This is a genomic window from Flexivirga lutea, assembly GCF_054778955.1.
In genome coordinates this window covers 318,909-335,291 of record NZ_BAAGZB010000003.1, presented here as the reverse complement: position 1 = coordinate 335,291, position 16,383 = coordinate 318,909, and the positions used below count along the sequence as shown (strand labels likewise).

Genomic DNA, 16,383 nt, shown 5'->3' with positions numbered 1-16,383 from the left:
CTACAGGCCCGACTCGGCCGTGCGGATCAGGATCCGGCGGCACTCCTCGCACCGCACCACCTCGTCCTCGGCGGCCGCGCGGATGCGCGCCAGATCCGCCTGGCCGAGCTCCAGGCCGCAACCGCTGCAGCGCTTCTGCTGCAACGCCGCGGCTGCGACACCACCCATCTGGTCACGCAGCTTGTCGTAGAGCGCGAGCAGGTCGGCACCCACACCCGGCGCCACGTTGGCACGGTCGCGCTCGACCGTCTCGCGCTCGGCGACGATCTCGGCGAGGGCCTTGTCCTTGGCGGACTGCAACTCCTCGACACGCTGCTGTGCCTCCTGCTGGGCCGCCTCCTTGGCCGTCAGGTCGGACTGCAGGCTCTCGGCGCGCTCCATCACCTCCAACTCCACGTCCTCCAGCTCGGACTGCCGGCGCGCGAGCGTCTCCAACTCGTGCTGCAGGTTCTGCAGTTCCTTGGCCGTGCCCGTGCCGCTCTCCAGGCGCCGGCGATCCCGCTCCGCCCGGTCGCGGACCAGTTGCACGTCGGCGTCGGCCTTGCTGACGGCGCGGGCGTTGTCCTGCAACGCCGTGCGCGCGAGCACGACCTCCTCGGCGAGGGTGCCGGCCCGGGCGGTGGCCTCGTCCAGCTGCGTCTGCACCGGCAACGTGCGTTCGCGGTGGCCCAACTGGTCGAGGCGGGTGTCGAGCTTCTGCAGGTCCAGCAGTCGCCACTGGCGGGTGAGATCAGCCTTCACAGGGCGTCATGCTCCTTCGGTCGGTCGGTCGGTTCCCCGTGCCCGGTCGGCACGACGAAGTCCCAGGGATCGGTGCGCAGGCGCGACACCGTGGTCTGCACGTCATACTCCTGCGCGACCAGCGCGGTGCGCAGCCGGTCGGCCGCCCCGGTCAGCCACAGGGATTCGGTGGCCCAGTGCCCGGCATCGATCAGGTATGGCGCACCGCCGCGCGCCTCTTCGCGTGCCTCCAGCGCCGGATGGTGCCGCAGGTCCGCGGTGACGTAGACGTCGGCACCGCTGCGCCGGACGGCGTCGAAACGGTCGTCGCCGGCGCCGCCCTGCACGGCGACTCGCCGCACGCTCGCCTCCGGATCCCCGCTGACCCGCAACCCCGCGGGTGCGGCCGGCAGTGCGTCGGCCAGCGCACGGCAGAAGGCACCCAACGTGGTGGGCGACGGCAGGTCCCCGACCCGGCCGATCGGTTGCCCGTCCTCCTCGTCCAACGGGTCGGTGGCCGACAAGCCGCACGCGGTGGCGAGCGCGTCATTGACGCCCGGGTCGGCCACGTCGGCGTTGGTGTGCGCGCAGTAGAGGGCGACGTCGGCGACCACCAGGGTCGTGATGGCGGCCCCCTTGGCGGTGGTCGTCGCCACGGAGTGCACGCCGCGCAGCAGCAGCGGGTGGTGGGTGACCAGCAGGTCGGCTCCCAGCTTGCGCGCCTCGGTGATCACCGACAGTGTCGGGTCCACGGCGAAGTGGATCCGGCTGACGGTCTGCTGCAGGTCGCCGGTGACCAGCCCGACGCGGTCCCATCCGGCGGCGGTCTGCGGCGGGTAGAACCCGTCGAGCGCCCGGACCGCGTCCGCGAGGGTGGGACTTGTCACGTGACGCCTCTCTGGTCGATGCAGCTGTGCACTTGGTCCGTGGTGCCAGGTTGTGTCAGACCGCCGACCGAGGGCCGGCGAAAAAACACCATGACGAGTGGGCCCGGCCGGGCTCGAACCGACGACAGCCGCGGTGTAAACGCGGTGCTCTACCAACTGAGCTACAGGCCCTCGCGCGTTGCGTGCGTCCGCGGCAGGCCGCGGCGACGGCCATTCTGCCAGCCGGACCCTCAGAGCGCGGCCAGCGCCTCCCGGTAACCGGCGAAGTCGCGGGCCTCGCCCGGGCCGTTGAGCTGCGTCCAGCGCACGACTCCCGTGGTGTCGACCAGGAAGGTGCCACGGATCGCCATACCGGCGTCGGCGTTGAAGACGTCGTATGCCGTCGCCACCGCTCCGTGCGGCCAGAAGTCGGACAGCAGGTCGAAGTCGTAGCGCTCGGCGTCGGCCCAGGCGCGCAGCGTGAACATCGGGTCGCACGAGATCGCGGCGACGTCGGCGGCACCTGCCGCGGTGAATCCGTCGAAGTCGTCGCGGATCCCGCAGAGTTCACCGGTGCACACCCTGGACCAGGCGAACGGGTAGAAGACCAGGAGCACGGGCCGTTCGGCGACCCGTTCCCGCAGCGACCACGACTCCCCGTGCTGGTTCTGCATGGTGAAGTCGGGGGCCGTGGCGCCGACGGCGGGAGGGCTGGAGGTCATCGCTGCTTGGCCACTCCGCCCTGCACCAGTTTGGTCGCGATCCACTCGCTGCCGGCGCGAGTCGAGGTGCCGGCGTTGAGGCCGGCGGTCTGCGCGGCCTCGGCGATGTCGCTGGCGTCGACGTGGTCGGGGTGGCCCGCCCCGGGCACGAGCAGGACGACGAAACCCTTGTCGGCCAGGTTGGTCAGCGCATCGACGCAGTCGTCGATCAGATCGCCGTCACCGTCGCGCCACCACAGGAGTACGGCGTCCACGACACCGTCGTAGTCCTCGTCCTCCAGGCCGGAACCGATGAGCTCCTCGATCTGTGCGCGCACGGCGTCGTCGACGTCGTCGTCCCAACCGAGTTCTTGTACCACCTGGTCTTTTTCGAAGCCGAGTTTCTCGGCCAGTGCGGATTTCTGGGCCCCAATTGCCATGGCCGTAGTTCACTAGGAACTGCGCCGGTTTGCAACCGGGCGCCCCTGATCGAGAGTGGATCGTGCTGTTCCACCGCTCGGTCGGACGCCCGGTCGCTCCGTGCAGAACCCGCCTACCAGGCCTGGCCGGGGTCGTATGCCGAGGACCTGTCGACGTCCTCGCTGCGCTTGATCGTGGCTTCGATCAGGCCGTAGGGCCGGTCGGCCGCGTAGTGCACCTCGCAGTTGTTCTCGACGCCGAACGGGCTCAGGTCGACCACGAAGTGGTGCTTGTTCGGGCAGCTGAAGCGCACCTCCTCCACGCTCGGCACGGCGTCCAGCACGGCGGTGCCCATCTCCCACAGCGTGTGTTGCAAGGCATAGCTGTATGCCGCCGCGAAGCTGCCGGTGATCGCGTCCAGCACCGAATCGAACGCCTTGCCCCAATCGACGTCGGTCCCGTCGTGCACCCACTGGGCCGTGACCGCGGTCGCCATGATCCGGTCGTCGGTGGGCTGCAGTGTCGTGTACTTGTCCTGGTAGAAGCCGTGGAACTCCGAGTCGGTGGTCTTCAGGACCGTCAGCTCCTTCAGACCGCTGACGACGCTCGTCCCCTCGGCGGTGCGGGTGACCGTGACGGTGCGCACATAGTCGCCGTTCTTGACGAAGGCGTGCGGGTTGTCGTGGGATCGCTGCCACGGCACCGCCTCGACGTTGATCCGGACGCCCGCGACCTGTGGCACCTCGATGAAGTGGTCGGCGAGCGCGACGGCGAACGACTCGGGCTCGCGGACCGCGTCGCCGGCTTCCTTGGCGAACGAGTTGACGGTGTTCTTGCACGCGTCGGTGGTGAGCACCTTGGCCTGGTCGCCACGGATGTGCGCGTCCTCGAAGTCGCCCGTCAGGGAGACCGAGACGTTGTAGTCGACCAGGTCATGCGGTGCCTGCGGGTCGTCGCGGAAGACGCGGACGACGTGCACCTCGGCCTTGCCGTACTGGTTGTGCCCGAGCACATAGGACATTGCGGATCAGCTCCCTCTGTAGGTGGAGTACGCGAACGGACTCAGTAGCAGCGGCACGTGGTAGTGCCGCTCTTCGTCGACGACGAAGGTGATCGCCACCTCGGGATAGAAGGCCCGGACCCCGGCAGCCTCGAAGAAACTGCCGGTGGCGAAGACGATGCGGTAGGTGCCGTGCGGCATACCGTCGGGCATCAGCCCGGCGATCCGGCCGTCATCGTCGGTGGTGCCGGATCCGACGGGCGTCCCATCGGATCCGGCACCGGTCTGTGCGAACACCGCGACCCGGATGCCGGCGGCCGGCGTTCCGTGAACGGCGTCGAGAACATGGGTGGACAGGCTGCAGCTCATCGAACTACCTTCCATCGTCCGGGGCCTGGGGGTCGAAGGTCCCCTCCAGGCGTAGCCGGGTGATCTGCCGCAACTGCTCGCGCACCTCGGCGCGCTCGGCGTCGTCGTCGTTGCCGAGCCGGCGCTGCAGTTCCGCCAGGATCTCGCGCGGGCTGCGGCCGGCGGCGCGGATCAGGAAGACCCGGTCGAAACGCTGCTCGTAGTCCCTGTTCCCCTGCAGGATCTGCGCAGCCACCTCCTCGTCCGCGGACTGCATGGCGGACTGCTCCGAGCGGGACAGTTGCGCGGCCGCGTCCTCGCCGCGCATACGCTCGCCGATGCGCGGGTGCCCGGCCAACGCCGCGGCGAGGTCGGTCTCGGTGAGGTCGTCGAAGATCCGGTCGGACGTGGTCAGCAGCGCGGCGGTGTCGTCATACGGGCGGCGCTCGACGAGCGCGCGGGCCCACGCCGGGCTCGCGCACAGGGGCAGCAGCATGCGGACGGCGTCCGCGGCCGGAGCCTCGGCGAACTCCGTCAGCGCATTTCGCTGAATGGAACTTTGATTCCGCATAAAGGAATGGTGGGCAATGAAGTGTCCGCTGTCAAGGGCTGACGGCCGGTTCTGCGCGGATCGGGTCAGCCGGCCAGCTGACGGGCCAGTTCGCTGGACACGTCCTGCAGCACCGGTATGGCGCGCTGCTGCAACTCCTCGGTCATCCGGGCCGCCGGACCGGAGATCGACAGCGCCAGCCGGGTGACCGCGCCGATCACCGGGATGGCCAGGCAGACGACACCGTCCTCCATCTCACCGTTCTCGTGCGCCACGCCCTCCTTCCGGACCAGCGCCAGTTGATCGATGAACTCGTCGGGATCGGTGATGGTGGCGGCGGTCACCGCCGGCATGCCGACCCGGTCGAGGATCCCGCGCACCTCGTCGTCGTCCAGCTGCGCCAGCAGGGCCTTGCCGGCGGCGCGACAGTGCGGGTGCACGTGCTGGCCGAGCTGGGTGAACATCCGCATCGCCCGCGGCGAGGGCGCCTGCCCGACATACACCAGCATGTCGCCGTCCAGGGCCGCGAGATTGACGCTCTCCCCCAGCCGGTGCACGACATCGGCGAGGGTGGAACTGCTGCGCGAGCCGAAGGCCTCCAGGGCGGAGTTGCCCAGCGGGATCAGCCGGGAGCCGAGCGCGTAGCGCCGGTCCGGCAGCTGCCGCAGATAATTGCGGTCGACCAGCGTGCGCACGATGCGGTGGATCGTCGGCATCGGCAGTCCGGAGGCAGCGCTCATCTCCACCAGCGCCATCTCGCCGCCGGCCCGATCGATGAGTTCGAGTATGTCGAGCGCACGCCCGACGGACTGCACACCACCGGGCTTGGCCTGCTGGGTCATGACGGACTCCTCCACTTGCTGACATTCGACAACATGGAATTTACACTCCATGATACGAAATACGGGAACTCGGACCGAGAGGAGCCACCGTGCCCGACTTCCGCACCGTACTCACCGATCGACTCGACGTCGCGCTGGCCGATGCCGACACCGCGCTGGGCACCGACTACCCGGGCGCGCCCACCGGCCGCTTCCCGGTGCACACGGTCTATCTGCCCGCCGACCGCTGCACCGCCGCCGACGTGCGGCAGTTCGCCGCGACGGCACTCGACCTGCTGACGACCTTCGCCCCGGACCCGGACGAATTGGCCCGTGCCACAGGCGAACCCGTCGCCGATGTCGCGGCCGTGCACGAGCGGCTGCTGGCCAAGCTCGAACGCGACCCGATCGAGGATCTGCGCGCCGACTTCGAGGACGGATACGGCATCCGCCCCGACGACATCGAGGACGAGCACCTGGCCGGCGTGCTGCACGCTTTCACCGACCTGGCCGCGCAGGACCGACTGCCGGCCTGGCACGGCGTGCGGTTCAAGTCCTTCGAGGCGCCGACCCGCGCGCGCGGCATCCGCACCCTGGTCGACTACCTGGGCGGTATGGCGCAGGCCGGCCTGCTGGACGGCAACGTGCTGACGCTGCCCAAGGTGACCAGCGTCGCCCAGGTGGCAGCGATGGACACCGCGTGTGCCGCGCTGGAGCAGGAGCTCGGACTGCCCTCGGGCAGCGTCACTTTCGAGGTCCAGGTGGAGACGCCGCAGGCGATCCTGGCAGCGGACGGCACGGCCGCGGTCGCACGCATGGTGCATGCGGCGCCCGGCCGGGTCAGCTCCCTGGTCTACGGCACGTTCGACTACAGCGCGGGCCTCGGCATCGCCGCGGCGTACCAGGCACTGGACCACCCGGCCGCCGACCACGCCAAGGCGGTCATGCAGGTCGCCGCCGCGCAGACCGGCACCCGGATCTGCGACGGCTCGACCAACGTCGTCGCCTTCGGGGACCGCGAGTCGGCACACGGCACGTGGCGGCTGCACACCGGCCTGGTTACCCGGTCGCTGGTGCGCGGCATCTACCAGGGCTGGGACATGCATCCGGGCCACCTGATCTCCCGTTACCTGGCCAACTACCTCTTCTTCCGGCGCGCGCTGCCCAGCGCCGCGGCACGGCTGGCGGCATACGTGCAGCAGACCGCAGGCGGCGATGTGATGGACGAACCCGCCACCGCCAAGATGCTGGCCGACGCCCTGCTACGCGGCGTCCACTGCGGCGCCGTGGGAGCCGACGAAGTCGAATCCGCTTGTGGGCTCACCGTTCCCGAGCTCACCGAACTCACCCGCTGAATGTCAGGAGTCCCACCGATGACCACCCGCTACTACACCCCGCGCGGCGGGCTGCCGGCGCAGACCGAGCTGACCACCGACCGCTCGGTCTTCACCGAGGCGTATGCCGTGCTGCCGCGCCGCACGATGAGCGACATCACCACGAGCCGCCTGCCGTTCTGGGACGAGACCCGCCTGTGGGTGCTGGCCCGGCCGTTGACGGGCTTCAGCGAGACCTTCTCGCAGTACATCGTGGAGGTCGGCCCGGGCGGCGGCAGCGACCGGCCGGAGACCGATCCCGCCGCCGAGAGCGTGCTGTTCGTGGTCGACGGAGAGTTGCGACTCCACCTCGCCGGAGCCGACCACGCCCTGCGCGCAGGCAGTTACGTCTTCCTCTCCCCCGCCGAGCAGTGGACCCTGCACAACGACTCGTCGGCGACCGCCACCTTCCACTGGATCCGCAAGCGGTATGCCGCCGTCGACGGCATCGACGCACCGGAGTCGTTCGTGACACACGAGGACGATGTCGAGATCGGCATGATGCCCGACACCGACGACACCTGGGGCACGCAACGGTTCGCCGACCCCGATGATGTCGGACACGACATGCACGTCAACATCGTCACCTTCGAGCCGGGCGGCGCGATCCCGTTCCCCGAGACGCACGTCATGGAGCACGGTCTCTACGTGCTGGAGGGGAAGGCGGTCTACCTGCTCAACAAGGACTGGGTGGAGGTGCAGGAGGGCGACTTCATGTGGCTACGCGCCTTCTGCCCCCAGGCCTGTTACGCCGGCGGGCCCGGGCGGTTCCGCTACCTGCTCTACAAAGACGTTCATCGGCATGCCCCGTTGAGTCTGTGACGTCGACTCGTCGCGACGCTTCGTCGCCTTCCCTGAGACGGACGTCACACCCCCGAAAGCTACTGACCAGTAGCCGAGACCCGCGTCAGGAGTCCGCCCGCCGCAGGTAGAAAATGGATTCATCCGGACACCCCCGAGAACGACATCGCAGTCGCGAAAACCGCGACGGCTCATGAGAGGAGCCACTCATGGCGCGCGAGGACGCAGGACCGATCCTCAACGGCATACCCAGCCAGCTGCCTGACATCGACCCCGAGGAGACCCAGGAGTGGATGGACTCCCTCGACGGGCTCATCGACGAGGTCGGCCAGAGCCGTGCTCGCTACATCATGCTCAAGCTGCTCGAGCGCTCCCGCGAGCGCCGTATCGGTGTGCCGTCGCTGACGGCGACCGACTACATCAACACCATCAGCCCGGAGGCCGAGCCGTGGTTCCCCGGTGACGAGGAGGTCGAGCGCCGCTACCGCGCCTGGATGCGGTGGAACGCCGCGATGATGGTGCACCGGGCGCAGCGACCCGGCGTCGGTGTCGGCGGACACATCTCCACCTACGCGTCCGCCGCGACGCTCTACGAGGTCGGTTTCAACCACTTCTTCCGCGGCAAGTCGCACCCCGGCGGCGGTGACCAGGTCTTCTTCCAGGGCCACGCCTCGCCGGGCATGTACGCCCGCGCCTTCCTCGAGGGCCGGTTGTCCGAGGACCAGCTCGACGGTTTCCGCCAAGAGCACTCGCACATCGTGCAGGGTCAGCGGCTCGGGCTGCCGTCCTACCCGCACCCGCGGAACATGCCCGACTTCTGGGAGTTCCCGACGGTGTCGATGGGCATCGGCCCGATGAACGCGATCTACCAGGCGCAGTTCAACAAATACCTGCACGGCCGCGGGCTGAAGGACACCAGCCAGCAGCACGTATGGGCCTTCCTGGGCGACGGTGAGATGGATGAGCCGGAGTCGCGCGGCCTTTTGCAGTTGGCGGCCAACGAGGAGCTGGACAACCTCACCTTCGTGGTCAACTGCAACCTGCAGCGGCTCGACGGGCCGGTGCGCGGCAACGGCAAGATCATCCAGGAGCTGGAGAGCTTCTTCCGCGGTGCCGGCTGGAACGTCATCAAGTGCATCTGGGGCCGCGGCTGGGACCCGCTGCTGGCGGCCGACCGGGACGGCGCCCTGGTCAACATCATGAACTCCACTCGTGACGGCGACTATCAGACGTTCCGCGCGAACGACGGCGCCTACGTCCGCGAGCACTTCTTCGGCCGCGACCCGCGCACCCGCGAGATGGTCAAGAACTGGTCCGACGACGACATCTGGTGGAAGCTCAAGCGCGGCGGTCACGACTACCGCAAGGTCTATGCGGCTTACCAGGCGGCCACCGAGCACACCGGTCAGCCCACCGTGATCCTGGTCAAGACCATCAAGGGCTACAGCCTCGGCACCCACTTCGCCGGCCGCAACGCGACCCACCAGATGAAGAAGCTGACGCTGCAGGATTTGAAGGACTTCCGCGACTCGCTGCGGATCCCGATCAGTGACGCGGTGCTGGAGGACAACCCCTACCTGCCGCCGTACTACCACCCCGGCGAGGACGACCCGGCGATCGAGTACATGCGCGAGCGCCGCAGCAAGCTGGGCGGCGGCCTGCCGGACCGCCGGCACACCGCCAGCGCGCTCAAACTGCCGGACGACAAGGCCTACGCAGCAGCCAAGAAGGGTTCCGGTAAGCAGGAGATCGCCACCACCATGGCGTTCGTGCGCATCCTGAAGGACATGATGCGCGACAAGGAGTTCGGCAAGCACGTGGTGCCGGTCATCCCCGACGAGGCGCGCACGTTCGGCATGGACTCCTTCTTCCCGACGGCCAAGATCTACAACCCGCACGGCCAGCAGTACACCTCGGTCGACGCGGAGCTGATGCTCGCCTACAAGGAAGCGACCAACGGGCAGATCCTGCACCTGGGCATCAACGAGAGCGGCTCGGTCGCGGCCTTCACCGCGGCCGGCACGTCCTACGCGACGCACGGGCTGCCGATGGTGCCGATCTACATCTTCTACTCGATGTTCGGCTTCCAGCGCACCGGCGACTTCATCTGGGCGGCTGCCGACCAGATGAGCCGCGGCTTCCTGGTCGGTGCCACGGCCGGCCGGACCACCCTGACCGGTGAGGGCCTGCAACACGCGGACGGACATTCGCTGCTGCTCGCCGCGACGAATCCGGCTGTCGTTGCTTACGACCCGGCCTACGGCTACGAGATCGCACACATCGTCCAGGACGGTCTGCGCCGGATGTTCGGCGACAACGCCGAGAACGTCATCTACTACCTGACCGTCTACAACGAGCCGATGCAGCAGCCGGCCGAACCGGACAACGTCGATGTCGAGGGCATCCTGCGCGGCATGCACCTGGTGTCCGAGGGCGACACCGCGGACGCCTCGGACGCACCCCGTGCACAGCTGCTCGCCTCCGGCGTGGGCGTGCCGTGGGCGCTCGAGGCGCAGGCCCTGCTCAAGGACGACTGGGGCGTGGTGGCCGACGTGTGGTCGGTGACCTCGTGGAACGAGCTGCGCCGCGACGGCGAGGCGTCGGACGAGTTGCGCTTCCTGCACCCGGAGGCCGAGCAGCAGGTGCCGTTCGTCACCCAGCAACTGCAGGGCCGTCCCGGTCCCGTGGTGGCCGTGTCCGACTGGATGCGCTCGGTGCAGGAGCAGATCCGCCCCTGGGTCCCGGGCGACTACGTCACCCTCGGCGCCGACGGGTTCGGCTTCAGCGACACCCGCGCTGCGGCGCGGCGCGTCTTCCACATCGACGGTCCGTCGATGGTGGTGCGCACGCTGCAGCAGCTGGCGGCCCGGGGCGAGATCGACCCGCAGGCTGCCGTCGATGCGGCCGCCAAGTACGACCTGCTCAACCCGCAGGCCGGCACCAGCGGCAACGCCGGCGGGGACGCCTGACAGCAGCGGCACCACCTCACGACGGAACGGCCGGGCCCTCGGGTCCGGCCGTTCGGTCGTTCGGTCGTTCGCATGGAACGACGTGCTTCTCCGCCGTCGGCACTGTGGCGCCATACAAATAGGCTGGCCGTATGTCGACCACCACCGGCCAGCAGCTGGAACGCAGCGCCGACCTGCTCTCGACCGCCGCGATCACCCGGCTGGAGACCAGCTACGAGTGGTACGGCCGGCTGTCGGCGGACGAGCGGTCCTGGGTCGGCCTGGTCGCCCAGGCCGGGATCGGCGCGTTCATCGCCTGGTACCGCGACCCGCGAACCAGCCCGCCGATGCCGATCGACGTGTTCGCCACCGCGCCCCGGGAGCTGACCCGCACGATCGCCCTGCAGCAGACGCTGCAGATGGTGCGCACCGCCATCGACGTCGTCGAGGAGCACGTGCCGCAGCTGGCCGCCGCCGGCGACGAACACCACCTGCGCGAGGCGGTGCTGACCTATTCGCGAGAGATCGCCTTCGCCGCCGCGCACGTCTACGCGCAGGCGGCCGAGTCGCGCGGTGCCTGGGACGCCCGTCTGGAGGCGCTGGTCGTGGACGCGGTGCTGCGTGCCGAGGCCGACGAAGCGCTCAGCTCCCGGGGCGCCGCGCTGGGCTGGGACGAGGTGCGCGGCGTGGTCGTGATCGCCGGCGCCGCCCCGCCCGGCCCGGGCACCGAGGCGCTGGATGCGTTGCGCCGCAAGGCAACTCACGCTGGCCTGGTCGCCCTCGGCTCCGTCCAGCGCAGTCTGCTGATCGCCGTCCTCGGCGGTGTGGACGACGGTCCGGCAGTCGCCGCGGACTTCGAGCACCTGTGGGGCGAGGGTCCGGTCGTGGTCGGTCCACGGGTCCCCCACCTGTATGCCGCCGGCCGCAGCGCCCGGGCAGCGTTGTCCGGCTACACCTCGGCACCGGCCTGGCCGCAGGCACCGCGGCCGTGCCCGGCGAGCGAGTTACTGCCCGAGCGGGCGCTGACCGGCGACACCCGCGCGCGGCGCGCACTGGTCGATAAGGTCACCCGGCCGCTGCGGGACCGTCCGGCGCTGCGGGACACCGTCCCGGCATACCTCGACGAGGGCGGCCTGGAGGCCGCGGCGCGGGTGCTGTTCGTCCACCCCAACACCGTCCGTTACCGCCTCGGACGCATCGCCGAGTTGACCGGCTTCGACCTGACCGACAGCCGCGACGCGTTCACCGTGCGGCTGGCTCTCGCGCTCTCCCGCGTCTGACCCCACCGAGGCCGGCTTTGGAGGTTTCCTCCAAAACACGAGCAGCAGCTTCGTCGGATTCGGTGACGCCATTCCATCCTCCGATCCGTCACAGTGGACCTGTGCTAGCGATCGTCTGCCCTGGACAGGGCTCCCAGGCCCCCGGATTCCTACAGCCGTGGATGGAGGTGCCCGGGTTCGCCGACCACCTGCGCAGCCTGTCGGAGGCGGCCGACTCCGACCTGGTCGCACACGGCACCACCTCCGACGCCGAGACCATCAAGGACACCGCCGTCGCACAGCCGCTGATCGTCGGTGCCGGCCTGGCGACGCTGCGCGTGCTGACCGACGGCGCGCCGATCGGCGACAGCGCGGGTGTGCTGGCCGGTCACTCCGTCGGTGAGATCACTGCCGCTGCCGCGGCGGGCGTCCTGTCCGAGACCGACGCGCTGGCCTTCGTCCGCGAGCGCGGACGGGGTATGGCGCGCGCCGCAGCCGCCAAGCGCACCGGCATGTCCGCGGTGCTGGGCGGATCCGAGGACGACGTCCTGGCCGTCCTCGCCGAGCACGAGCTGACCCCGGCCAACCGCAACGGTGCCGGGCAGATCGTCGCTGCCGGCACCCTGGAGCAACTGGCCACTCTGCAGGACAACCCGCCGGCGAAGGCCCGCGTCATACCGCTGCAGGTCGCCGGCGCCTTCCACACCATGCACATGGCCGGAGCGGTCGACGGCCTGCGCACCGAGGCCGAGAAGCTCAGCCCGCAGGACCCGCAGGTGACCCTGCTGTCCAACCGGGACGGTGCCGCGGTGGACAGCGGCAACGAGTTCGTCGACCGGCTGGTGACGCAGGTCGCCGGACCGGTGCGCTGGGACACCACCATGCAGACCATGCTGGACCTCGGTGTCACCGGCCTGATCGAGCTCTCCCCGGCCGGCACGCTGGTCGGCCTGGCCAAGCGCGGCATGCGCGGTGTCGCGGCGGTCGCCCTCAAGACGCCCGACGACCTCGACACGGCGCGCGAGCTGATCCGAGAGCACGCGGGCTGATCCACCCGCTACGAGAGCACCGACATCACCGGCACGTCCCAAGGGAGCTGATTTATGACCGTCCAGCCGAAGAACACCGGCACCATCGCCGCCATCGGCGGTGACCGGCACTCACGCATCCTCGGCGTCGGTGGTTACCGCCCCGAGCGCGTGGTGACCAACGAAGAGGTCTGCACCTGGATCGACTCCTCCGACCAGTGGATCCGCGAGCGGTCCGGCATCGTGACCCGCCGCTTCGCCCGCGAGGACGAGTCCGTGGTGGACATGTCCGAGGAGGCCGCTCGTCCGGCGCTGGAGATGGCCGGTATCACGCCCGACCAGATCGGCGCCATCGTGATGGCCACGATCAGCCACCCCTTCCAGACCCCGGCGGCGGCGCCGCTGCTGGCGACCCGGCTGGGTGCGGGCAACGTGCCGGCGTTCGACATCTCCGCGGCGTGCGCCGGCTACTGCTACGCCATCTCGGTGGCCAGCGACATGGTGCGTGCCGGCAGCGCCGACTACGTGCTGGTGGTCGGCGTCGAGAAGTTGTCGCAGTGGACCTACCGGCACGACCGCGGCACCTCGTTCATCCTGGCCGACGGTGCCGGAGCCGCCGTCGTCGGCCCGTCGGACGTGCCGCGGATCGGCCCGACCGTGTGGGGTTCGGAGGGCGACAAGTGGTCGACGATCCAGCAGCGCGTCGGCTGGGACGAGATCCGGCGCATCTGGGAGCACGTCGAGGCGACCGGCGAGGAGCCGGACTACAGCAAGTTCGAGGTCGAGAACATCGCCGAGGCCTCCACCATGGCGATGGCCGGCCAGTCGGTCTTCCGGTGGGCCGTGTGGGGTATGGCGCCGGTCGCCCAGCAGGCGCTGGACAAGGCCGGCATCACCGCCGCCGACCTCGACGCGTTCATCCCGCACCAAGCCAACATGCGGATCATCGACGCGATGATCAAGCAGTTGAAATTGCCCGAGGACATCCCGGTCGCCCGCGACATCGCCGAGACCGGCAACACCTCCGCGGCGTCCATCCCGCTGGCCACCGAGCGCATGCTGCGCGAGGGAGAGGCGCCGCACGGCGGACTCGCGCTGCAGATCGGCTTCGGCGCCGGCCTGGTGTATGCCGCCCAGGTTGTCGAACTTCCCTGAGCCGCCCCGCTAAGGTCGAAGCCAGAGAATTCCCGCGATCCGGCGGGCAATCCGGGTCAGCCCGAAGGTGAAAACCACCATCAGCAACGCAAGAAGGAGACCAGACATGGCGCAGAGCGAGCAGGAGATCCTGCAGGGCCTTGCCGACATCGTGAACGAGGAGACCGGTGTCGACGCTGCCGACGTGCAGCTGGACAAGTCGTTCACCGAGGACCTCGACATCGACTCGCTGTCCATGATGACGATCGTCGTCAACGCCGAGGAAAAGTTCGGCGTGCGCATCCCCGACGACGACGTCAAGAACCTCTCGACCGTCGGCGACGCCGTCTCCTACATCCAGAAGGCGCAGGCCTGAGGCCTGCTGCGCATGACGGCAGCGGCCTCACCCACCAGGTGGGGCCGCTGTCGCCATACCTTCTCCACTCGTCACCCCGCCTCGTCAAGGAGCCAGAAGTTTCATGACCGCAGACAAGCGCGTCGTCATCACCGGTCTCGGCGCCACCACGCCGGTCGGCGGCACGGCACCCGAGACCTGGGACGCCCTGCTGGCCGGTGAGTCCGGCGCCCGTCCGCTGCCCCAGGAGTGGCTGGACCGCTACGAACTGCCCGTCACCTTCGCCGCCAACCTGAAGCAGGACCCGAGCGAGGTGCTCTCGAAGGTCGAGATCCGCCGGGCCGATCCGTTCGCCCAGTACGCCATGATCGCGGCGCGCGAGGCATGGGCGGACGCGGGCTCCCCCGAGGTCGAACCCGAGCGGCTGCTGGCCGCCATCGGCACCGGCATCGGCGGCGTCCACACCCTGCTCGCGCAGTACGACGTCCTGAAGGAGAAAGGCCCGCGGCGGGTCTACCCGCTGACCGTGCCGATGCTGATGCCCAACGCGGCGTCGGGCAACGTGTCCCTGGAGTTCAAGGCCCGGGCCGGCGCACACACCGCGGTGTCGGCGTGCGCCTCCGGCGCCGAGTCGATGGGTATGGCCGCCAACATGATCCGCGAGGGCCGCGCCGACGTCGCCATCGCCGGCGGCACCGAAGCGGCCATCCACCCGCTGCCGATCGCCGGGTTCGCCGCCTCCCAGGCGCTGTCCCGGCGCAACGACGACCCGCAGGCCGCGTCCCGCCCGTGGGCCGTGGACCGGGATGGTTTCCTGCTCGGCGAGGGCGCCGGCGTGGTGATCCTGGAGTCCTACGAGCACGCGAAGGCGCGCGGCGCGACGATCTACGCCGAGTTCGCCGGGCTGGGGATGTCGGCCGACGCCTACCACATCACCGCCGGCGACCCCGAGGGCGCGAGCCAGGCGCGTGCCATGAACGAAGCGATCGAGGCGGCCGGGCTCAGCACCTCCGACATCGCCCACGTCAACGCGCATGCGACGTCGACGCCGGTCGGTGACGCCGCGGAGATCATCTCGCTGAAGCGCGCGCTCGGCGCCGCCATGGACGACGTGTGCCTGACCGGCACCAAGTCGATGACCGGCCACCTGCTCGGCGCAGCCGGTGCGATCGAAGCGGTCATTCTGGCCCAGACACTGCACTACCGGAAAGTGCCGCGGACGATCAACACCACCGAGGTCGACCCGCAGATCGACGCCGACCTGGTGATCGACGCCAACCGCGACCTGCCCGAGGGTGACCTGGCCGGTATGAGCAACGCTTTCGGTTTCGGCGGTCACAACATCGCGATCGTGATGAAGACCCTCTGACCGAGAGGATCACCCATTGACCGAGGGGAGTACGGATGGCGCTGCCATCCGTACTCCCCTCGGTCTTTCGCTACTCCTCTCGGTCAGCGGCAGCGGCGTATGTCGTCAGGAGACGCGGTGCAGCCAGCGCACCGGGGCGCCCTCGCCGGCATACCGGAACGGCTCCAGCTCCTGATCCCAGGCGGTCCCGAGCAGTTCGGCCATCTCGTGCCGGAACAGCTCCGGGTCGCCCTTGCTCGCGACGAGCGAGGCACGCAGCCGGTCCTCACCGACGACCGCGTCCCCCGACGCAGCGGTCATGGTGTGGTGGATGCCCAGCGACGGCGTGTGCGACCAGCGCGAGCCGTCGCAGCCGGGGCTGGGTTCCTCGGTGACCTCGTAGCGCACGTCGACCCAGCCGCGCAGCGCGCTGGCCAGCTTGGCACCGGTGCCGGGCTCGCCCATCCAGGAGAGTTCGGTGCGGACGGTGCCCGGCTCGACCGGTTGCTTGATCCACTCGATGGGCGCGGCGGCGCCGAGCACACTCTCCAGCGCCCAGCCGATGTGTGGGCACAGCGCAGCAGGGGTGGAATGAACGAACACCACCCCACGGGTCACGGCACGCGCGTTCGCGGCAGACATCCGGGCCTCCTGACAAATTGCGAGGGACGTCTTCCCCAACGACCTCGCGTGAGCGGTCCGGCATACGTG

At 69.6% G+C, this 16,383-nt stretch carries 17 protein-coding genes and 1 tRNA gene; 8 read left to right on the top strand and 10 right to left on the bottom strand.

The genetic code is table 11. The features are described 5' to 3' along the window. The 9 genes from ACYVBN_RS14325 to ACYVBN_RS14285 form a co-directional block, all read right to left on the bottom strand. The gene (locus tag ACYVBN_RS14325; RefSeq protein WP_440283190.1) at positions 1-741 is read right to left on the bottom strand and encodes a zinc ribbon domain-containing protein; all 741 of its coding nucleotides are present in this window, start codon (positions 739-741) and stop codon (positions 1-3) included. Next, complete coding sequence (locus tag ACYVBN_RS14320; protein ID WP_460601106.1) at positions 738-1,607, bottom strand: Nif3-like dinuclear metal center hexameric protein; 870 nt, start codon at positions 1,605-1,607, stop codon at positions 738-740. The genes ACYVBN_RS14325 and ACYVBN_RS14320 overlap by 4 nt, the downstream gene beginning before the upstream one ends. 98 nt (positions 1,608-1,705) lie before the next feature. Then, positions 1,706-1,778: transfer RNA gene (locus ACYVBN_RS14315), tRNA-Val, on the bottom strand. Positions 1,779-1,837: 59 nt separating this feature from the next. Further along, entirely contained in the window at positions 1,838-2,308 is a 471-nt protein-coding gene (locus ACYVBN_RS14310) for a peroxiredoxin (protein WP_460601105.1), read from the bottom strand. Next, positions 2,305-2,727 (bottom strand): DUF3052 domain-containing protein, encoded by a 423-nt coding sequence (locus ACYVBN_RS14305; RefSeq protein ID WP_460601104.1) that lies wholly within the window; start codon positions 2,725-2,727, stop codon positions 2,305-2,307. The genes ACYVBN_RS14310 and ACYVBN_RS14305 overlap by 4 nt, the downstream gene beginning before the upstream one ends. Positions 2,728-2,840: 113 nt before the next feature. Next, the gene (pucL, locus tag ACYVBN_RS14300; protein ID WP_440283194.1) at positions 2,841-3,728 is read right to left on the bottom strand and encodes a factor-independent urate hydroxylase; all 888 of its coding nucleotides are present in this window, start codon (positions 3,726-3,728) and stop codon (positions 2,841-2,843) included. A gap of 6 nt (positions 3,729-3,734) precedes the next feature. After that, a complete protein-coding gene (gene uraH / locus ACYVBN_RS14295; protein ID WP_460601103.1) occupies positions 3,735-4,076 on the bottom strand; it encodes a hydroxyisourate hydrolase in 342 nt (113 codons plus the stop codon). Positions 4,077-4,080: 4 nt separating this feature from the next. After that, entirely contained in the window at positions 4,081-4,626 is a 546-nt protein-coding gene (gene uraD, locus ACYVBN_RS14290; protein ID WP_460601102.1) for a 2-oxo-4-hydroxy-4-carboxy-5-ureidoimidazoline decarboxylase, read from the bottom strand. A gap of 65 nt (positions 4,627-4,691) precedes the next feature. Further along, positions 4,692-5,447: an IclR family transcriptional regulator gene (locus ACYVBN_RS14285; protein WP_440283197.1), complete on the bottom strand. Its 756-nt coding sequence runs from the start codon at positions 5,445-5,447 to the stop codon at positions 4,692-4,694. 89 nt (positions 5,448-5,536) lie between these two features. Here ACYVBN_RS14285 and ACYVBN_RS14280 point away from each other — a divergent pair, with 89 nt between their 5' ends. The 8 genes from ACYVBN_RS14280 (at position 5,537) to fabF (ending at position 15,693) form a co-directional block, all read left to right on the top strand. Next, a complete protein-coding gene (locus ACYVBN_RS14280) occupies positions 5,537-6,781 on the top strand; it encodes a DUF6986 family protein (protein ID WP_460601101.1) in 1,245 nt (414 codons plus the stop codon). Positions 6,782-6,799: 18 nt separating this feature from the next. Continuing rightward, positions 6,800-7,621 carry a bifunctional allantoicase/(S)-ureidoglycine aminohydrolase gene (locus ACYVBN_RS14275; RefSeq protein WP_460601100.1) on the top strand — a complete coding sequence of 274 codons (822 nt, stop codon included), beginning with the start codon at positions 6,800-6,802 and terminating at the stop codon, positions 7,619-7,621. Positions 7,622-7,809: 188 nt separating this feature from the next. Continuing rightward, positions 7,810-10,569 carry a pyruvate dehydrogenase (acetyl-transferring), homodimeric type gene (aceE, locus tag ACYVBN_RS14270; protein ID WP_460601099.1) on the top strand — a complete coding sequence of 920 codons (2,760 nt, stop codon included), beginning with the start codon at positions 7,810-7,812 and terminating at the stop codon, positions 10,567-10,569. A 131-nt stretch (positions 10,570-10,700) separates the two neighbouring features. Further along, positions 10,701-11,828, top strand: a complete 1,128-nt coding sequence (locus ACYVBN_RS14265) for a PucR family transcriptional regulator (protein ID WP_460601098.1) — start codon at positions 10,701-10,703, stop codon at positions 11,826-11,828. Between the two features lie 101 nt (positions 11,829-11,929). Further along, on the top strand, positions 11,930-12,856 hold the full coding sequence (locus ACYVBN_RS14260; RefSeq protein WP_460601097.1) for an ACP S-malonyltransferase: 927 nt from the start codon (positions 11,930-11,932) through the stop codon (positions 12,854-12,856). A gap of 54 nt (positions 12,857-12,910) precedes the next feature. Then, complete coding sequence (locus ACYVBN_RS14255) at positions 12,911-13,990, top strand: beta-ketoacyl-ACP synthase III (RefSeq protein WP_440283203.1); 1,080 nt, start codon at positions 12,911-12,913, stop codon at positions 13,988-13,990. 106 nt (positions 13,991-14,096) lie between these two features. Further along, the gene (locus ACYVBN_RS14250; protein WP_440283204.1) at positions 14,097-14,345 is read left to right on the top strand and encodes an acyl carrier protein; all 249 of its coding nucleotides are present in this window, start codon (positions 14,097-14,099) and stop codon (positions 14,343-14,345) included. Positions 14,346-14,448: 103 nt separating this feature from the next. Next, positions 14,449-15,693: a beta-ketoacyl-[acyl-carrier-protein] synthase family protein gene (fabF, locus tag ACYVBN_RS14245; RefSeq protein WP_460601096.1), complete on the top strand. Its 1,245-nt coding sequence runs from the start codon at positions 14,449-14,451 to the stop codon at positions 15,691-15,693. Positions 15,694-15,798: 105 nt separating this feature from the next. Here fabF and ACYVBN_RS14240 read toward each other — a convergent pair whose 3' ends face one another. Next, on the bottom strand, positions 15,799-16,314 hold the full coding sequence (locus ACYVBN_RS14240) for a DUF3145 domain-containing protein (RefSeq protein WP_460601095.1): 516 nt from the start codon (positions 16,312-16,314) through the stop codon (positions 15,799-15,801). Positions 16,315-16,383 lie beyond the last annotated feature (69 nt).